The sequence below is a fragment of the Actinomycetota bacterium genome (assembly GCA_040905475.1).
Lineage (GTDB): Bacteria > Actinomycetota > AC-67 > AC-67 > AC-67 > DATFGK01.
On the sequence record JBBDRM010000149.1, the window covers coordinates 1 to 18,126 of the forward strand.

At 67.5% G+C, this 18,126-nt stretch carries 14 protein-coding genes; 5 read left to right on the plus strand and 9 right to left on the minus strand.

Annotation, left to right across the window (positions count from 1 at the left end; genetic code table 11):
* The coding region (locus WEB06_18555; GenBank protein ID MEX2557619.1) for a hypothetical protein at positions 1 to 1,535 on the minus strand (1,535 nt) is incomplete at its 3' end.
* A gap of 5 nt (positions 1,536 to 1,540) precedes the next feature.
* Positions 1,541 to 2,947 (minus strand): ATP-binding protein, encoded by a 1,407-nt coding sequence (locus WEB06_18560; protein ID MEX2557620.1) that lies wholly within the window; start codon positions 2,945 to 2,947, stop codon positions 1,541 to 1,543.
* Positions 2,948 to 2,967: 20 nt separating this feature from the next.
* Here WEB06_18560 and WEB06_18565 point away from each other — a divergent pair, with 20 nt between their 5' ends.
* Both WEB06_18565 and WEB06_18570 read left to right on the plus strand, forming a co-directional pair.
* A complete protein-coding gene (locus WEB06_18565; GenBank protein ID MEX2557621.1) occupies positions 2,968 to 3,789 on the plus strand; it encodes an alpha/beta fold hydrolase in 822 nt (273 codons plus the stop codon).
* A gap of 82 nt (positions 3,790 to 3,871) precedes the next feature.
* Positions 3,872 to 5,038, plus strand: a complete 1,167-nt coding sequence (locus tag WEB06_18570; GenBank protein ID MEX2557622.1) for an MBL fold metallo-hydrolase — start codon at positions 3,872 to 3,874, stop codon at positions 5,036 to 5,038.
* Between the two features lie 7 nt (positions 5,039 to 5,045).
* Here the strand turns inward: WEB06_18570 and WEB06_18575 are convergent, their stop codons facing one another.
* The gene (locus tag WEB06_18575; GenBank protein MEX2557623.1) at positions 5,046 to 6,092 is read right to left on the minus strand and encodes a peptidoglycan DD-metalloendopeptidase family protein; all 1,047 of its coding nucleotides are present in this window, start codon (positions 6,090 to 6,092) and stop codon (positions 5,046 to 5,048) included.
* Positions 6,093 to 6,315: 223 nt separating this feature from the next.
* Here WEB06_18575 and WEB06_18580 point away from each other — a divergent pair, with 223 nt between their 5' ends.
* The 3 genes from WEB06_18580 (at position 6,316) to WEB06_18590 (ending at position 8,402) form a co-directional block, all read left to right on the plus strand.
* A complete protein-coding gene (locus WEB06_18580; GenBank protein ID MEX2557624.1) occupies positions 6,316 to 6,993 on the plus strand; it encodes a ferritin-like fold-containing protein in 678 nt (225 codons plus the stop codon).
* 93 nt (positions 6,994 to 7,086) lie between these two features.
* Entirely contained in the window at positions 7,087 to 7,695 is a 609-nt protein-coding gene (locus WEB06_18585) for a sigma-70 family RNA polymerase sigma factor (protein MEX2557625.1), read from the plus strand.
* Positions 7,677 to 8,402 (plus strand): anti-sigma factor, encoded by a 726-nt coding sequence (locus WEB06_18590; GenBank protein ID MEX2557626.1) that lies wholly within the window; start codon positions 7,677 to 7,679, stop codon positions 8,400 to 8,402. Before WEB06_18585 ends, WEB06_18590 begins: the two co-directional genes overlap by 19 nt.
* A 65-nt stretch (positions 8,403 to 8,467) precedes the next feature.
* Here the strand turns inward: WEB06_18590 and WEB06_18595 are convergent, their stop codons facing one another.
* From WEB06_18595 to WEB06_18620, 6 genes are all read right to left on the minus strand, one after another.
* Positions 8,468 to 11,611, minus strand: coding sequence for a hypothetical protein (locus WEB06_18595; GenBank protein ID MEX2557627.1), 3,144 nt, complete (start codon positions 11,609 to 11,611; stop codon positions 8,468 to 8,470).
* Between the two features lie 205 nt (positions 11,612 to 11,816).
* Entirely contained in the window at positions 11,817 to 15,647 is a 3,831-nt protein-coding gene (locus WEB06_18600; protein ID MEX2557628.1) for an immune inhibitor A domain-containing protein, read from the minus strand.
* 312 nt (positions 15,648 to 15,959) lie between these two features.
* Positions 15,960 to 16,358, minus strand: coding sequence for a cupin domain-containing protein (locus WEB06_18605; GenBank protein ID MEX2557629.1), 399 nt, complete (start codon positions 16,356 to 16,358; stop codon positions 15,960 to 15,962).
* 12 nt (positions 16,359 to 16,370) lie between these two features.
* A complete protein-coding gene (mtnB, locus tag WEB06_18610; GenBank protein ID MEX2557630.1) occupies positions 16,371 to 17,009 on the minus strand; it encodes a methylthioribulose 1-phosphate dehydratase in 639 nt (212 codons plus the stop codon).
* A 119-nt stretch (positions 17,010 to 17,128) separates the two neighbouring features.
* Positions 17,129 to 17,905, minus strand: coding sequence for a maleylpyruvate isomerase family mycothiol-dependent enzyme (locus tag WEB06_18615; GenBank protein ID MEX2557631.1), 777 nt, complete (start codon positions 17,903 to 17,905; stop codon positions 17,129 to 17,131).
* Positions 17,902 to 18,126: hypothetical protein (locus WEB06_18620; protein MEX2557632.1), on the minus strand; the 225-nt coding region annotated here is incomplete at its 5' end. The genes WEB06_18615 and WEB06_18620, both read right to left, overlap by 4 nt.

An 18,126-nucleotide genomic window follows, 5' to 3' on the forward strand; every position in this document is an offset into this window, starting at 1 on the left:
AGCGCGCTGAAGCCGATGATGTAGAGCTGATCCTCCGGATACTTCGACGCGATCAACGAGTGCAGCGCCAGCGCCATGCGTTTCGCCGGCTCCCAGTTGCCGCGCATCGGCATCGAGAAGCTCATGTCGAGCAGCAGCGCGGTCGCCGCCGTCGTGCGGTTCTCGGACTCGACCGCCTCGAAGTCGTCCGCTTGCAGGCGCACCCGCCCGCGGGTCGGGCCCTGACGCAGCACGGCGTTGTGGACGGTGCGCTGTACGTCGATCGCGAAGGGATCGCCGAAGCGCCATGGCCGCGTCGCCCCGGTCGGCTCGCCCATCCCTCCGGCGTCGCGCGCGTCGTGCGTCCCCGGCCGGTCGACCGTCAGCCGCTCGAACACCCGCGCCAGCGCGCGCTCGCCGAGCTTGCGGACCCCGCGCGGCGTGAGCTTCAGCTTCCCGCTCTGCCGTACCAGGAAGCCGGCTTGCTCGAGCATCTTCTCGATCTCGCGCAGGCGCCGGACGTCGCGTACGGCGTCCTCGCCGAGCGTGCGCCGGATCTTGTCCACGTCCACGTCCTGCAGCGCCGGCCCGGCGCGGTCGGAGCGCAGCGCGCGCTCGAGCTCGTCGTAGTCGGTGATCCGCTCGATCGCCTCCAAGCCCTCGCGCAGGCCGAGCTGGTCGTCGCCGTCCATCGGCACGGCCGAGTCCCAGTCGAGGTCGGGGAACAGATCTTGCAGGGAGCTCGCCAGACGGTCGACCTCGAACGACAGATCCATGTCGTCCATCACCTCGCGCGCGAGGTCCATCAGTTCGGCGCGCTGCTCCGGCGACAGCGAATTCAACAGCCGGCCCATCGCGGCCATCCGTTTCGCGAGCGCTTCCATGAGCTCGTCGAGGTTGCGCGGGTTCTCGGGGAAGAAGTCGCCGTAGCGGCGCATGAACTCGTCGAACTCGTCCTGCGACGGCCCGGTGCCGCTCCGCTTCTGGTCGAGCATGCGGTTGAGGTCGCCGAGCATCTCTTTCATCCGGGCGATCTGCTCGGGCGTCATGTTCTTCATCGCCGACGACAGCTGCCGGAACGCCGAGCCGAGCACTTCCTGACGGATCTTCTCGAGCAGCTCCTGGAACTCCGCGCGCGCCTCCGGCGAAACGAAGTCGTAGTTCTTGAGACCGTTGATCCGGCCGGCCGCGTCGGGCAGCAGGTCGTCGAGGTACCCCTCGCGCATCCGGGCCTCGGGATCATCGGTCCGCTCGGCCAGGGCAGCGCGCTCTTGCTCCAAGATCCGGTCGAGTTGCTCGCGCACCTGCTCGAGCATCCCACCGAGCTGCCCCTTGGCCTTCTCGCGCTCGCGTGCCTTGCGCAACCGCTCGAGCAAGGAGTTGATCCCACCGAAGTTCCCCTGCATCCCGCGACGCATGAGGCTGCGCATCGCTTGCTGCGGGTCCATGCCGGAGAGGATGTCTTCGGAAAGCTCGTCTATGAGCGACTCGACGGTGAGGTCGTCGCCGATCGGCTCCTGGGTGCCGTCCCAGCGCCGGTATCGATAACTGCGCATGGGCCTCAGTCCGCGGCGTAGCGTGAGCCGCGCGGGGTCTCGTGCTTGTTGAGCCGCCGCGAGAGATGAAGACCTTCGAGCGCGAACTCGAGCGCCGAGGCCGCGTGCGCCGGGGACTCGTCCTCGACGCCCAGACGCTTCATCAGCTGCGCGAGGCCCTTCACCTCGCCGACCTGCTTGAGCAGCTCTTGCGCCGAGGTCAGGTCGCCGGTGTCGACCTCGAGCCCTTCTTCTTCGAAGCGTTTCACGAGCGCGGCGAAGTCCATGCCGCCGAGCCGGCGGCGGAACACCTCGAGCGTCGCCTGACGCAGCATGCGATCCATGATGTCGGCCTCGCGACCTTCCTCGAAGGTCTCGAACTCGACGCGGCCCATCGAGGACTGCAACACGGCCGGGAGATCCGCCACGCGCGGGACCGCTTCGGGCTCGCCGGTCCGCACGGCACGGCGGACGGCCGAAGCGGCGAGCACCTCGCGGTTCCCGATCGAGAATCGCACGCTGACGCCGGACCGCTGGTTCACGTGCGGCGAGCGGCGCGCCTGGCGTGTGAACTCGGCGAGCACCTCCGTCAGGAAGACGGGGACCCGCACCGGGACCGACGCGGACGGCGGCTTCGCCTCCTGCTCGATGATCTCGATCTCGTCCTCGATGTGCTCGGGGTAGTGCGTGCGGACCTCGCTGCCGAAGCGATCCTTCAGTGGGGTGATGATGCGTCCGCGATTCGTGTAGTCCTCGGGGTTCGCCGTGGCGACGAGCATGAGGTCGAGCGGCAGGCGGATCTTGTAGCCGCGGATCTGGACGTCGCGTTCCTCCAGGATGTTGAGCAGGGCGACCTGGATCCGCGCCGGCAGGTCGGGGAGCTCGTTGATCGAGAAGATGCCCCGGTGCGTTCGGGGAACGAGCCCGAAGTGGATCGTCTGCTCGTCGCCGAGATAACGGCCCTCCGCGACGCGGATGGGATCGACGTCGCCGATCAGATCGGCCACCGACGCGTCGGGCGTCGCGAGCTTCTCGGAGAAGCGCCGGTCGCGACCGATCCACTCGACCGGCGTCTCGTCGCCCTTTTCGGCGACGAGCGCGCGGCAGCGAGCGCAGATCGGCGTGAGCGGCGAATCGTTGACCTCGCATCCGGCGACGATCGGGATCCGCTCGTCGAGGAGCTCCACCAGCTGGCGGATCAGCCGCGTCTTCGCCTGCCCGCGTTCGCCCAGGATGATCACGTCGTGTCCGGCGAGGATCGCGCGTTCCAGACCCGGCAGCACGGTGTCCTCGTAACCGACGATCCCGGTGACGAGCGGCTCGTCCGCGCGCAGGCGTGCGATCAGGTTCTCACGGAGCTCGTCCTTGACGGTTCTGTCCTGCCAGCCGGACGCGACGAGCTCTCCGACGGTCTGCGCGGGAGCGGAAGGCACGTCGGCTATGCTACCCGACCGTGCCGACCTTCGACCGGGACGGATTGGTCCTCTCGTACGAGGATCTCGGCGGCCCCCGCGACAGAACCGTCATCTTCCTTCACGGGCTGCTTCTCTCGTCGGAGATGATGCTGCCGCTGGCGCGATCCTTCCACGGCGACTTCCGGCCGGTCCTGCTCGAGCTGCACGGACACGGCCGCTCTTCCCGGCCGATCGAAGGAGCGCACTACTCGATGCAGAAGTTCGCGCTCGACACGATCGCATTGCTCGATCACCTCGGCGCCGAGCGCGGCGGATTCTTCGGTACGTCGCTCGGGGCGGACGTGGCGCTCGCCGCGATGGTCGAGTTCCCGGACCGCGTCGCCGGCGCCGTGCTCGAGATGCCGGTGCTCGAACGCGGCGCCAAGTTCGCTCGCCGCGCGTTCCGTCCGGTCGCCGCCATGCTCCGACGGCGCGGCGCGGCCCGGACGCTCGCGTTCGCGTCGCGCCGGCTACCGGATCTCCGCTTCTATCCCGGTTTCAAGGAGTCGCTCGCGATCCTGGCCGAGAATCCCGTTTCCGGCGCCGCGGTGATCGAAGGTCTGCTGGCTACTGCCGAGCAAGGACACCGCTGGCCGGAAGTCGAGCGCTGTCCCGTGCCCGCCCTGGTCATAGGCCATCCCCGGGACCCGCTCCACACGTTCGGAGACGCCGACGAGCTTGCCCGCCGCTTGCCCAACGGCCGCCTGCTTCGCGCCAAGAGCATCCTCGAGCTCCGGGTCAGGCCGCAGCGGATCGTCGGAGCCGCCAAGCAGTTCCTCGGACGTAGCTTCGAGGAAGGCGCCCGCCGGGCGACCGCCTAAGCGCCGCCGGGGAACGATCGGCAGGAACCAGACCCGCCGCAGACGAACTCCCCGGGGAGCACCACCGAGAAGAGGTTCCCTTTTGCGCCGACGCTCCCAGATCGCCCTCGTCCTGGCGCTGTGCGCCGCGGTCGTCGCCGTGCGCCCGGGCATCTCGGGTCCCGACCCGGTCGTGGCGGCCCGCGACCGGCTGCTCGGTCATGGCTGGAACGACCCGGGGCAGGTTCGGCTCCGCTGGTTCGGCGTCACCAACTTCATCGCTTCGTTCGGCGGCCATGTGGTGCTGCTGGACGCTTGGGTGATCCAGGGGACGATCGCCGACTACGTGCCGATCACGGTCGGAGATCTGATCGCCGCCGACCCCGAGTACATCTATATCGGCCACGGGCACTTCGATCACGCGGCGCACGCGGGCGCGATCGCCGAGGCGACCGGCGCGAAGATCATCGGCACCGCCGAGCATTGCGCCGGAGCGAAGGAAGACGCGACGAACCCCGACGCGGTCGCGTGCGTGCCGATCCTCGACGCCGCCGGCAACGAGTTCCACGGCGGCAACTCCCAGCCACCGAGCCCGCCGTACGTGCCGCCGACCCCGTTCGGCACCCTGGGTCACCCGACGGAGGGCCCTCCGGGACTCGGCGTCACCGCGGCCCTCGGGAAACATTCCTCTCCTCGTCCGCCCGACCCGACGAGCCTGCGAGCTCCGGTCGGCGTCCCCAACGGCCCGCCGGCGATACTTCAGTACCCGCCCTCACCGACCGACTTCGCGCACCTGTTCGACAATTCCGGCGACGACGAGGGTGGCAGTGTGGTGTACCGGTTCCAGTGGGGTCAGTTCTCTCTGGCTTGGCACGACACCGTCGGCCCGCTCTCCAACCCGGGCGAGGGCGGAACCGAGGAGATCCGCCGAGCACTCGCGGCGCTCGGCTCCGTGGATCTGGAGCTCGGCGCGGTCCAGGGGTTCAACCAGATCACGAACGGGCTGAAGGACGTCCGGGTCTACGTCGAGTCCTTGCGGCCGAAGGTGTTCATGCCGGCGCACCACGACAACTGGCTCCCGCCCAACGCCACGACCGGCAGTGCGTACTACGAACCGCTCGTCGCGGAGCTCGACCTGATCCCGTTCGCCACCCGGCCGGGGCTCTGCTTCATCTCGGACCCCGATAACTACCGCGCGCCGTTCGTCTTCAAGACGTCGGAATGGAACGGTCCGTACTCGGGAACGATCGGGGGCTGCTGGACGCCGTAGAAGGCGTCTAGGGAAGGAAGTTTCGCGGGTTCGTGTGGTTCCCGTTGATGCGAACCTCGAAGTGCAGATGGTCGCCGTAGGCACGACCCGTCTCTCCGCAGGCGGCGATCCGCTGGCCGCGTGAGACGGAGCGGCCCTCCGAGACGTACAGGGCCGAGTTGTGGGCGTACAGGGTCGAGACGCCGTTGCCGTGGTCGATGATGACCATCCGCCCGTATCCGCCGCCCCACTCGGCGGCGATGACCTTGCCGGCCTTCGAGGCGACGATCCGGTCGCCCGTCTCACAGTTGATGTCGATGCCGGTGTGGTATCCCCCCCACCGTGGACCGTAGTCGGAGGTGATCGGGCCGCGGAACGGCCAGATGAACCCCTTGCGGCTGATCGGGCCGGTGCTTTGCGTCTGCCGGGCCCGGATGATGGCGAGGATGCGGGCCTGCTCGCGTTCGAGCTCGGCCACCTCGCGCTGGTAGGCGCTGATCTGACCGCCGAGCTGAGCTTCCGCGACCTGCTTCACGGCGAGGACGTCGGCCAGCTCCGCAGCCCGCTCGGCGATGCCGCGACGGATCGCTGCCACCTTCGACCGGTCTCGCGTCAGCAGAGCTTTGGCCTTCGTGGTCTGATCGGCTATCCGCGCGAGGTCGTCCATCACCATCTGGTCGAAGCGCAGCGCTTGATCGAGGGACTCCGAGCGCTCGATGAACTCGCTGATCGAGTCAGAGGCAAGCAGCGCTTCCGTCTGCATCCCGGCCCCCATGATGTAGAGGGCGCGGGCGCGTTCCCCGACGATCGAGGCACGTTGAAGGCGCTCGGCGTCGAGCTTCTCCAGCCGGCGCTCCTGGCCGCGGATGTTGGCTTCGATCCGAGCGAGGACCGATTCGGCCCTCGAGAGCGAGACACGAACGGTCGAGAGCTGGCCGCCGAGCTGGCGGATGACCGCGAGGAGCTGGGCGTCGGTCTGGCGGACGGCGGCGAGGCGCGCGCGGGTGGCGGCGAGCTTGCGTCTCGTTTCGGCGAGCCTGCTTTCGGCGGAAGCCGGCTGAGCCGTCGCAGCCAACGAAATGAGGAGTAGGAACACGCCTACGAAGCTGCGCAGGCGTCTTACCCCCCTCAACATCAACCAGCTCCTTTTATGGCCCCGGGTTTTCCGGCGGCTCGTCCGACCAGACCAAGCAACGCCTACCGAGGCTCTTCCAAGCCCGCGGGATGTCTACCAAAGGGGCTCCTCGGAGGCAAAGAGGCTTCGACGGGGAGGCTGTGACCTGCAAGAATGCGTACCTATGGCCCCAGCACCGGAAGCGGACGGCGGCGCACCTCTGCCGGAGGACGAGGCGGCCGCGCGCATCGTCGGAGCGCTCGCATACGCCTTGCTGCGGGTGTTCGACCTCTCCGCTTCCGTCTCGCGCACCGCGCCGACGATCGCGCTGCAGGAACGTCAGGCCGGATTCGCGATCGAAGAGTTCGAGCGGTATCAGGTCCTGCGTCGCAGGCTGGCTTCGCTCACGCCCGATCCCGAGAGTGCGATGGCACAGTTCCGCGGCGCCCTCGACTTCTTCTACGACGCCGCCCCGACGCAGACGTGGCTGGACGCTCAGGTTTTCCAGTACGTCGGCGACGCGATCTCCGCCGACTTCGCCGAGCTGATCGGGCCGCATCTCGACGAGAAGACCGCAGCTTCGGTCCGGGACGCGATCGCCGGTCGCGGCGCGCACGCGGCGTTCGCGCTCGAGCACATCCTCCAGATCCTCGGGTCCGACCCCGAGGCCGAGGGCCGCGTGGCCGCCGTCACCGGAATGATCGTCGGCAACGCCCTGGGTCGTCTCCGCGAGGCGCTCCTCGCTTCGGACGCCCTGGCGGTCGTCCTGGGGGGCGAGGAAGAGGTCAAGGCGCTCGTCCTCGAGCTGCTCGGCCGCCACCGGGAGCGCCTGGAGCGGCTGGGCCTGGACCGGGTCGACTAAAGGCGAACCGGGACCCCCTCCGCTGCGAACACTCACCGGGGGATGTGTTCGGCGGATGCCCCGGGAGGACGGTTGGGATCGCTCGGTGTTGCGATGAGGCCCGAACGGATGCAGCTCAGCGATCTACAGGACCGCAGGGACAAAGATCTCGTCGCCGGGACGGCCGACGGGGACCGCTCGGCCTTTACCGAGCTGTACCGGCGATACTCGGCCTCCGCGTTCGGACTCGCCCTCCGGGTACTCGGGGAGCGCGCGATGGCGGAGGAGGTTCTCCAAGAGGTCTTCCTGTCGGTCTGGCGCAAGGCCGGCGCTTACGATCCCGCACGAGGGAGCGTCCGGTCGTGGCTCTTCGCTCAGGTCCATCACCGGGCCGTGGACGCGGTTCGCCGTGAGGAGGCCGAGCGGCGCCGCTCGCACATCAACACCGAGCCGGACTTCGACGGCGGATTCGACGACGTGATCGAGGAGGGTTGGCTGTCGGCCCGGCGCGAACAGGTTCGCGGCGCGCTGGCGGGTCTCTCGACCGAGCAGCGCCGGATGATCGACCTCGCGTACTTCAAGGGCCTAACCCAGACCCAAGTAGCCCACGAAACGGGGGTCCCGCTGGGAACGGTCAAGTCCCGGACGCTCTCGGCCATGCGCCGGCTCCGGGAAGCGCTTCAGGCAGCGGCATCGGAGGACGGATGGACCACGGGCAGCTAGAGGAAGCGGTCGCCAGTTACGCGCTCGGCGCGCTCGACGACGCCGACCGTCGCGAGATCGAAGGCGTCCTGCTCGAGCACCTCCCCGGCTGCGAGTCGTGCAGCCGGATGCTCGCGGACTTCCGTGAAGTCGTCGGCGACCTCGCGCTCGTGGCAGGGTCGCGCTCCGCCCCCGACGTGGTCGAGCAGCAGCTCATGGAACGGATCCGGGGCGAACGTCCGGCGAAGCGGGCCGCCGTTCCCACCCGGTCGCGCTGGTGGGCGCGCACCGGCGTTGCCGCGGCCATGGTCGCGATCGCGGGCCTCGGCGCCTGGAACCTCCAGCTGGGTTCCCGGGTCGACGACGCCCGCGCCGAGACGGTCGCGTTCGCCCGTGCCCTGACGTTGATCGGGTCTCCCGATGCCCAGACGGTGCGGCTCGGCGGCGGCGAGCGTGGGACGATCCTGTTCTCGCAGCGTCCGGGCGAGTCCGTGCTCGTCGCACGCGACGTAGACGCTCCGCCGGCAGGGCACGTCCTTCAGGTGTGGTTCATGCGCGACGGCACCCCGGTCAGCGCGGGCGTCTTCCGACCCGATGACGGCCTCGCCGTTCTCGCGCTCGGGATGGACGCCGACGGCTACGACGCGGTGGCCGTAACGATCGAGAAGGAGCCTCAGGCGTCGAAGCCGAGCCGCGCGCCGATCTTCTCAGCGACTCTCACCGCGTAACGGTTCCACCGGAAAGCGAACGGCCCGGAGGTTGTCCGGGCCGTTCGCTCGCGTGCGTCACGCGTCTAAGCCGGGCGCCGTCGCACCCAGCGGTTCGTCGCGAACGCGGCCATGAGCAGCAGTATGCCGCCGAGCCCTGTGCCCACACCCGTCGCCGGCAGGGGCTTGTTCGTACCTCCACGGACGGTGGATCCACCCTTGACGGCCGCGCCGACGGTGTCGCTCCAGGGGCCGAGAAGGTTCTCCGTGTAAAGCGCGCCGACGCGGTAATTGTTGGTGCCGGTCGGGCGGTGGGTCAGCGTGAACGAGGTTTGCGCCGTCCGGCCGATCTCGGCCCAGTCCGTCGACTGCACCGCGATGTCGTCGATGTACCAGCCGAGCGGCGTCGAGCCCGCTCTGTTGTCGGGCCCGGTGTGGTACCGGAACCGGAGCTTCACCGGCTGACCCTTGAAGGAGTCGAGCGGCACGACCACTTCGGTCATCGGCCGACCGGCGACGACATCGGGCGCCGCGTCCGGTGCCAGGGCGGAGCGCACGACCGACGTGAGGGTCTTCCAGTTCTCCCCGTCAGACGAGGCCTCGATGTTGCCGGAATCGTCGCCCTCGTTGAGGAACCACGACCACAGCCGGAGCTCGGTCGAGCCTCTGGAAGGGACCTGGATGAAGTCCTTCATGGTCAGCAGCGCGTCGGCTTCCCCTGCGCCCTCGACGCCGCGAGCCGAGAAACTCGTCGGATCGGAGTGCGAAGTGTCGCTCGATGTTTGCCAGTCGAGGACGACCCCTGCGGTCTCGGTTTCCCACTTGTCCAGACCGTTCTCAGCGTCTTCCTTGAGGAGCTCGGCGAAGACCGTCGTCTCCTCGACGAGGTACTCCTTCACGTTGAACTTCCCCGACTTCGAAGCGGGCTTCCATCGCAGCGGGTACGGAAGCGTCAACTGCTCGGGTATCTCGTCGAGTACGGGCGCGGTGATGTCGGCCGCCTCGCTCGCATTCGCCGCGAAGCCGTATTCGAAGCTTTCGGATGTGATCGGGCTGATCGACGTCACCACCAGGACCGAGTTCAGCGCGTCCATCGCCTCGCCGGCCTTGGACTCATCGCCGGAGGTCGTGACGCCGGGCGCCGACACGACCGTCTCGGCGCCGAACTTGATCACGAGCGGGCGGATCACGTTCGTGATCTGCGGGGTGATGCGGAGGAACGTTGCGGCGCCGCTTCCTTCGAAGGCCCACGGGGAGGTGGCCGCTTCGGCCGTGTCCGTGACCCAGACGACCTTCCCGCCGTCCTTCAGCGAGATGTCATCCACGGTGAAGCCGGGGTTGGTGACGGCGGGATCGGTTGAGTACCGGAAGCGGATGAGCACCTGCTTACCGGCGTAGTCGGACAGATCCACGGTCTCCTCGACCCAGGCAGGGGAGATGCCCAGGGTTCCGCGCGGATCCTCGCCCTGGGACTCGAGCTGGTACACGACCTGCTCGACGGCGGTGTTGACGCCCGACTGCCCGGTGATGCCCGCGCCCTGGGTGACGGCGTCGTTGTTCCCGTTCGGGTTGGTGCTGGTGGACTCGCAGCACACGACGAACTCCCAGGACTTCCCCGCGTCCTGAGACACCTCGAGATAGGCATAGTCCCAGTCGGTCTCGATGTCGTACCAGTACCAGAACGACAGCTCCGGGGCGGATGTGCCGCGCAAGTCGGCGGCTCGCGTCATCATCGTCTCAGACTCGTCGACGCGGTTGCCCCAGTACTCGTGCGTTCCGGAGGGGATCCCGTCGAGGTTGTCGACGATCTTCACCAACCGGTCGGCCGTCAACTCGACGCCCCCGTCGCCGGCCGATGAGAACTTGTAGTAGCGGTTCGTGTAGGGCGTGATCGTCGGCGGATCGTCCCCGTCTGCGGGCAGCGCCGCCGGATAGGTGTCATAGGTGGCGGTGGCAGGGACCTTCTGATCGACGTTTCGATACCCATACTGGCCGGCGCCGATCGCAGTGTCGTCGAGGAAGTTCGCTACCGCCCAGTCGAGGAATACGTCGTTGGCGTTCTTGTTCCGGTAGTAGGGGTCGATCTTGCTCTTCTGCGGGTTCGAGCGCAGCACGACGTCGAGACCCGGCATGTCATCTTCAGCGACCTTGGTGATCGCCTCGGCCATGAGATAGTTCTCCTTGAACGACGTCGCCGGGTTGTCGGGCCCGCCGTAGTGTTCGAAGAGGTAGGTAAGGAACGCGTATGCCGCGCCGTAGTCGATGATCTGGCCGCCCCAGTGCGTGAGCTGGTCGCCGGCCGGCTCGGCGAAGAACGCCGACATGTGGCCTTCGGTGAGGCCCGGGATCGCGTTGACCTCGATCGCGATGTCGGCCATTCCCTCGTTGATCCACGTCGCTTCCGTCGCGTCGTTGGCGAACTGGATCATGTGGTAGAACTCGTGCGCGAGCACCCCCGCGTAGGTGTCGCCTCCCGTCGTCAGCATCAGCGAGTTCATGTAGAAGAACTCACCCTCGTTGGAATGCGGGTTCACCTCGACCGGATACTCGTCGGCCGAGGAGAAGTACCCGGCCGTGTAACTCAAAGACGCGCCGATCGTATCCATCGGGAAGTTGACGATGTTGATGTGCACGTCGCCGTCGGCGTCACGCCAGTTGTCGGGCAGCCGTGGCGGGGTGCGGTGCGGCTTCTCGAGCGGGTTCGCCTCGTGCCCGAAGTACGATCGGTCGACTTCCCAGATCTTCTCGAAGCGTTCCGCAGCGAGCTCGGCCTCGGCTTGGGTCACCGTGCCGGTCACCGTGCCGGGCCGGACGTTCCCGGTCATCCCCGTCGGATCGTACGCCGTGCGGTCCACCCAGATGTAGGAGTGTGGGCTCTTGGCAGCGAGGATGAACTGTCCCTCGTAGTCCTGGCTGGCGATGCGATTGCTTACCCAGAACGAGTCCGTGCATCCGACCGGCTTGTCGGTCGACTCGCATGGGTCTGCGGCAGCAGCCTGAGCTTGCTCCCGCTGCTTGCGCGCGATGAGGGAGGCGGGGATCTGGGTCTTCTCTGCCATGAGCCGACGGCCCCGGAGGACCGGCTCGAGCTTCAGATGGTCTTTCAGGTAGGCGTTGTAATCGTTGCGCACCTTGGCCGGCGCGCGGGTCTTCGCGCTACCCGGCAGCGCGGGAGCGAATGCCAGAGCCAAAGAAAGGCTCGCCACGAGGGCGAACAACCGGCGACGCATGGGACTCCCTTCTGGATGGATGAGACCGGCTCGTGACCGGAATGGCCTTAGCTTTCGGCGTCGGGTCGCGGTGTTCCTTGGCGATCGCGACCCGAACAGCGGGCCGAGGAACCGGGAATCGACCAATTGGTGTCAAAAGGTACTGCCCGGGAAAGCGAACGGCCCGGAGGTTGTCCGGGCCGTGTCGCTCGCGTGCGTCGCGCGTCTATGTGAACCGTCGGCGTCGCAGCCAGAAGGAAGCGGCGACCGCTCCACCGACCATAACGAGGCCGAACATGCCCGACTCCACGCCGGTCGCCGGAAGCGCGGCTCCGCCGCCTCCGCCCCCTCCGCTGGAAGCGGGGGCGACGCCTGCCGGGGTGAACCTGGCGCCGAGGACGCTGGCCAGCGAGTACGGAAGCTCGGGCTTCGCGTGCCCGTTCGGCACGGAGACGAAGTAACCGAAGCCCTTGGCGGCCGGCGCCGACAGCGGTCCGGCTGCGGTTTGGGCCACGATCCGATACTCGATGCCCGGCGGCTGGAAGACCCTCCCGTCGAGCGTGGCCTCGTAGACGCCGGCGGCGCGCTGGCTCATCGGGATCGCCTTCATCTCCTTGGTCCCGAAGGTCCGGTAGAGGAGCGTGACGTTCTCAACCGTCGTCCCGGTCACCACCGCGGAGATCACTTGGCTCTCACCGCGGAGCGAGTACACCGGGGATGCGTGGTAGAGAACCGGATCCGTAGGGCGCCTTGTGCCGGTCGGAACACCGAGCGTCTTCATGACCGAAGAGACGAGGTCGATCACGCTCTCCGGCGTGACCAGGCTCGCCGCATTGAAGCCGGTGAAGACGGTCCGGAAGTTCTTGTGCTCGGCGTTGCCTCGAACAACGAGCCCGACCGTGGCGACGGTCGCATCTTCTCGCTTCCAGTCCATGATCTGGGTCACGGTACCGAACGCCGACCCGACGGCCTTGGGCAGGTCCTGGATCGTGCGCCCGGGGAACGGCTTGAACGCGTACGAGATCTTCGAGATCGCGTCCTTCGTCGGTGCGGCGATCCCGCCGCCCCGTGACTGAGAGTCCTTGTAACCCAGGCCGAGATAGTTCGCACCGAAGCCGGGGTCGGCGCCGGGGTTGAGCTGCCCGGTGACGGTGTCGTCGGCGGCAGTCAATCCCGACGACAGCCGCGGGCTCGAGAACCAGACACGCCCGCCGCCGTCCAGGTACTTCTTCAGCTCGGCGATGTCCTCGGTGGTCAGCTGACCCTTCATCCGAGAGACGCCCGCCTCCCAGATGACCGCTCGGTAGCGCTTGAGCTCGGCCGCGGACGGATGCGCGTGCGTGACCGCGTAGGGGATCCCGAGGGTTGCGAGCGCTCCCTCGAACGTCTCCTGCGAGTCGTAGCCGTCGTCGTCGTCGACGATGAGCACGCTGCCCAGCGCCCGGCTCGAATACACCGCGAGCTCGGTGCTTTGAGCGTTGTTCTCGCTCGAAGACTCCACAGACGCGGTGTTCACGGCGAGCGTGAGCACATGCCGGCCCTCGCCGGATGGCGTCCAGGGGAAGGAAACGTCGGCGGCGGTCGATGCAGCGAGCGAAGCGATCGTCTTCGTCGCGATCACCGTTCCGCCCTCGGACACCGTCGCGACGACGTTTCGGGCCGCCGTACCGCCGTTGTTGAACACCTCGGTCTTCAGCGTCGCCTTGCGCCCGGCCAGAAGCGCGTCGTCCGATCGGAGGAACCCGGGCGACACATCGGCCCGCCTGTCCTTGATGACATCGAACGACATGAACTGAGGGCCCAACACCTCCGCAGAGATCTGCATACCGTCCGCCAGTGGCCGGACGTTACCGATAGTGAATCCGGTGGCGTTGCCCTCGTTGTCGTAGGTGTCGGGGCGCTTGTAGATGGGGTTCTCTTCCCCACCCGCCTTGAAGATGACCTCGCCGGTGAAGCCGCCTTGGATGTCCGTCGCAAGGTAGTTCACGACGCGCGCACGGTACTGGCCGCCGATGGCCGGCCCTTGGACCAAGGCGGACTCGGAGCAGGCACCGGTTGCGCCACTGGTGACCTCTTCCCAGGAGCCGTCGATGAGCTGGTCGATGTAGAGGTCCCAGTCGCCGCCCGCCTCGAGGCAGGTTTCCTTCACCGCGATGTCGCTGATCTTCTTCGGGCCTGAAGGCACCGTGAACTCGAACGTGTACGCCGGCGGCGCGCCCCCGTACGCGGCCCCGACCGGCAAGGCCGTACCCGCGAACGTCAAAGGCTCTCCCACTATCTCGACCTTCCCCACTCGCGTTGCGCCGGACAAGCCGGTTGCGGTGTCGAAGTAGGGGTCGGTCGGCTCGCCTCGCGTGCGGTTCAACGCCAGCTCCTGAGTCTTGTCGAGCCGGTCGAACTCCTCGAGGTCCAGCCGGTAACGAGTGGAATCGTTGTTGCTCGCCACCGAATCGTCCCAGTGCCACACGATCAGGCCGGAGTTCAAGAGCAGCCGGTCGTAGATGGCCGGCTTATCCGGGCCGTCGATCGGGCTGCCCCAATTCCTCGGGCCGTGAGCCGAGCGGCTCGAGTAATGGATCAGATGAGCTTCGACGATGGCGTCGGTTTCAACCTCTTCGGTGCGCGGATCATCGCCGTAGCGCAGCGGCACCATCACGAGGTCCTTATAGATCTCCCACGGACGGAGCCTGATGTTCTTGGTGGTCTTCGTTATGACCTGCGGTTCCACCCATGCCTGAGCCATCTTCACGAGCGGATTGGGATGCAGGGGGTTCGTGCCGGGGGGATCGCCGAAGTGCGAGCCGCCGGCCATGTTGTCCCAGTCGCCGGTTCCCTGGCTCTGGTACGAGGTGTCGTAGAAGTCGGGCTCGCCGAGGTTGTGCGTGGCTTCGTGCGAAACGACGCCGACCTCCATCCCGCCCACGGGGATACCGAGCTCCGCGACCGTGTTGAAGTTGGAGACGACCACGCCGTCGGTGGTCGGGATCCCCAGCGGGACCGGTGAGATCGGCTCGGTGGCGGGCTCGAGGCTGATCGCGTGCGACCAGGTGTCGCACGGGTCACCGGTGACCGCCATGTCCGACCCCGAGTGCGCGATGAAGACGAGGTCCACGTAGCCGTCGTCGTCGTTGTCGTACTCCGAGAAGTCGACGTCGACGTCGGCCTGCGGGACCGCCTCGGCCGCCATGCCGGCCACGCCACCGCCGCCGACGCCGATGCCCAATCCTCCGGTGAGCTGGTTATGTGGGCTGGCGTAGTTCGGGTTACCGGCCACGGTGATCCCGCCGTAATGACAAGGGTCGAGCTGGCTCGGGATGCTCTTGTACGGACCGTAAACGTCCACCTCGGCCAGCAACTGGCCCCAGGACATCTCCATGTAGAACTCGGTCACTGTAGGCTTTTCCTTGCCGTACCCGTTGAGGAAGTCCTCGGTCGGCTCGGGCATCGAGCCGGGCTGGAATTCGCCTTGCGTCTCGAGAAGCAGCATCGGGATCTTGAGCTTGCGAACCTCGCCGGCGGCCTGCGCGGCTTGCGTGGCCGCGACCGACTCCGAACGGAAGTATTCGAATAGCTGCGTTCGGATATCCGCGCCCGTGGCCTTGTCCGTCCAGATCGGATCGATGCGACCGATGCGCGCGGGGATGCCGGTCGGTGCGTTGAGGCCGACGATCTTCTTGCTGGGAACGAGCTGGCCGCGCTGCTTCTTGCTCTTGAGCGCGTACGTCCACCATCCACCGGAGTTCTGGACCACGGTGTGTCCGGTCGCGACGGTCTCGAAGCGCCCGCCGATCTCGGCGCCCGTCAGCATGGCATCGAACGTGGAACCGTCGGGCTGGCTCAGCACCTTCACGCCGCCGCGTGGCGGGACGTAGTCGTAGACCTTGCCCGCCCACTGCTCGTTGAGCTGCTTCATCTCGGCCTTGGAGAAGTCGTGGACCGCCGGGAACGGCTGGATGACCTTGCCGGCCTGCTTCTTCGCCTGCGAGGTGAGCGGTACGAGCGTGGCGATCACCGCGAGCGCGGCGACGAGCACCATTCCTCGTCGGGTCCTAGACATGCTCAATTCCTCCCTCTTCCCGGTGGTTTGTTCGAGCGCGCGTCTCCCACGAGCAGTGAGGACCGCGATGGACTTTGGCAGGAGTCGACGACTCACAGAGCGACGCACGCTATTCCTCCTTCACAGTCCGCTTGTGGCGGAACGCAGCATCCCGGCCGACGACAATCGTCCCCAGGCCGGGGGTCCTGATTGGAGTTCGCGGTCGCCGGCGTTTTTCCCTCCGGGCGACGGGCCCCCCGAACTGCCTAAATCGTCACCGAAGTCGGTCGAAACGGTCAAACCCACGCCGAGGGGGCGAGCCGACCGTCGAACCTAGTCGAGCCAAACCCGGTCGGGGTTCTCCTCGTCGTCGATCGGGCTCGAGATGAAAAGGACCGTGCAGGGGTCGCCGAACTCGCCCGAGTGGGGGGTGTTGGAAGGGATGACCCAGACGTCGCCGGGGCGGACCGGCCGGGTCTCGTCCCCGACCGTCACCGAGCCGGAGCCGCCGAGCACATAGCCGATCTCGTCATGGGTGACGTGGATGTGCTTCCGGAACGGCCCCTCGTGGCCCTGGAAGACGAAGACGCTGGATTGGCGCCCGTGGCCGAGGTAGGTCCGCTTGAACACGTCGTCCTTCGTCAACTTGTCGCCGGCCACGGCCTCTTCGACGTTGATCACGTCCACCTTGGTCATCGGTTCGGTCTGCTGGCAGCACGGGCACACGTACATGGGAGCCTCCTCTTATCTACGCGAGCGGGCGACGGTCGCTTCGAACAGGAAGTGGTAGACCTCGGCGTGGCGCTTCGCTTCCCACGGGTCACGACCCCAGATGTAAGCGCCGTGGTCGCGAACGAGGATCGCCTGCGCCGGCGCGAACCGCTCGTCCTTGAGCGCGGCCTCGACCTGATCGGTCAGCTCGAACTCTCGCGGCGTGTTGGTGATCACCGGCAGCAGGTGGATGTCCTTGTTGGTGACCCCCGTGATGCCCTTGAGCATCTCCAGGTCTTTCACCGCGACGTGATCGGCTCCGGTCACGAGGTCCGCGACGAGCACGGCGGACAGCGCGTGCGAGTGCATGACCGCGCCGGCTCCGCGCTCGCGGATCGCCGCGCGGAAGATGCTGTTGCATTCCGATGGGCGCAACGCCGGATCCGCTGCCGGCTGCACGACCGAGCCGTCCCGCGTGTCGATCACGAAGAAGTCGGGTGGCTGGATGCGCTCCTTATGGACCCCGGTCGGCGCCAGCAGCATGTGGCCCTCGTCGTTGAGCGCGCAGATGCCACCGCCCGTCCCCGACACCCACTCGCGCGCGTAGAACGCCCGCAATAGCTCGCACAGGAGTTCGCGGGTCTGGTCGGTGGGACGCTCGGGACGGTTCACGGGGCGTTACTACATGAGCCGGTGGAAGCCCGGCAAACTGCCGGATGAAGCAAAGCCGATCGCGGGGAGGCTGCCGAAGGTTCCTATCCCAGCGATCCCCACGCCCTCCGACTCGTTTCCTAAAGGAACGCCCGAGCCACCTGGAGCGCCTCTTCGGCGAGCCGCCCATTCACTTTCAGTGTGGTGGTGTCGGCGAGTTTCAGACGCTGAACCCCGAGACGGCAGAACTCTTCCGCGTCGCCCGTGATGACGTTGTCGGCGTCCTCGGGCCCTAGGACCCAGCGCTCGCCGTCGAAGTCCAGCTCAAGGCGCAGCGTCCCCGCCGGCATCTCGCGTTTCGCGTAGTTGAAGCCGTATGGCAGCGCGCGGAAGATCAGCCAGGCGATGTCTCGCAGCCGCGGAGTGAGGTTCGGTTTCTCACCGAGCGCAGCGCGGATGTCGAGCCCGTGAGCCCATGTCTCCATCATCCTCGCGGTCACCAGTGTGCGAGCGGCCATGCCGAGGCCCCACGGGACGCGCTCTTTCGGATCCTTCCCCTCGAGCGCGTCCCTGGTGCGCGCCGCCCCCGACACCCACCACTCGAGCACTTCCGCCGTCTGCATCTTCCGGCCCTTGTCGCACCCCGACTCAGTGAAAGCCTCGGGGGACGTGAACGAAAGGGCCTCCCTGTTGAGCTGCCGCGGGCCACCGGTCGTGGTGTCGTAGGCGATCTCCTCGGTGTCGGCGAGGTGAGAGACCTGATCCCGTACGTCCCATCCGGCGGCCGGAGTCAGGGTGAGCCAGGCCTCGGGCGGCTGCCGGCGAAGCAGTTCCTCGAGCTCTTTCTGCTCTGCAGCGAGCAGCGCGACCGCTTCCTCCATCTCGCTCATGTTCTCCCCGTCCGTGCGATCGCTCAAATCACCCTTGTCCTTCGGCGCAACGCCGCCACCGCAAGGGCCGCCAACAGCAGGGTAAGGCCCGAGAGCCCGGGGTCGACGCCCGTCGCCGGCAGCACGCCCGGCACCGGAGCCGGCGCCACGCCGCCCGCGGCGACCTTCACCTGCGTGGGTTTGCCCACGGCGTCACCCGCCCTGGCGCGCACCCACAGCATCTTCGGCGCCGCGGCCTTCGCCGCGGC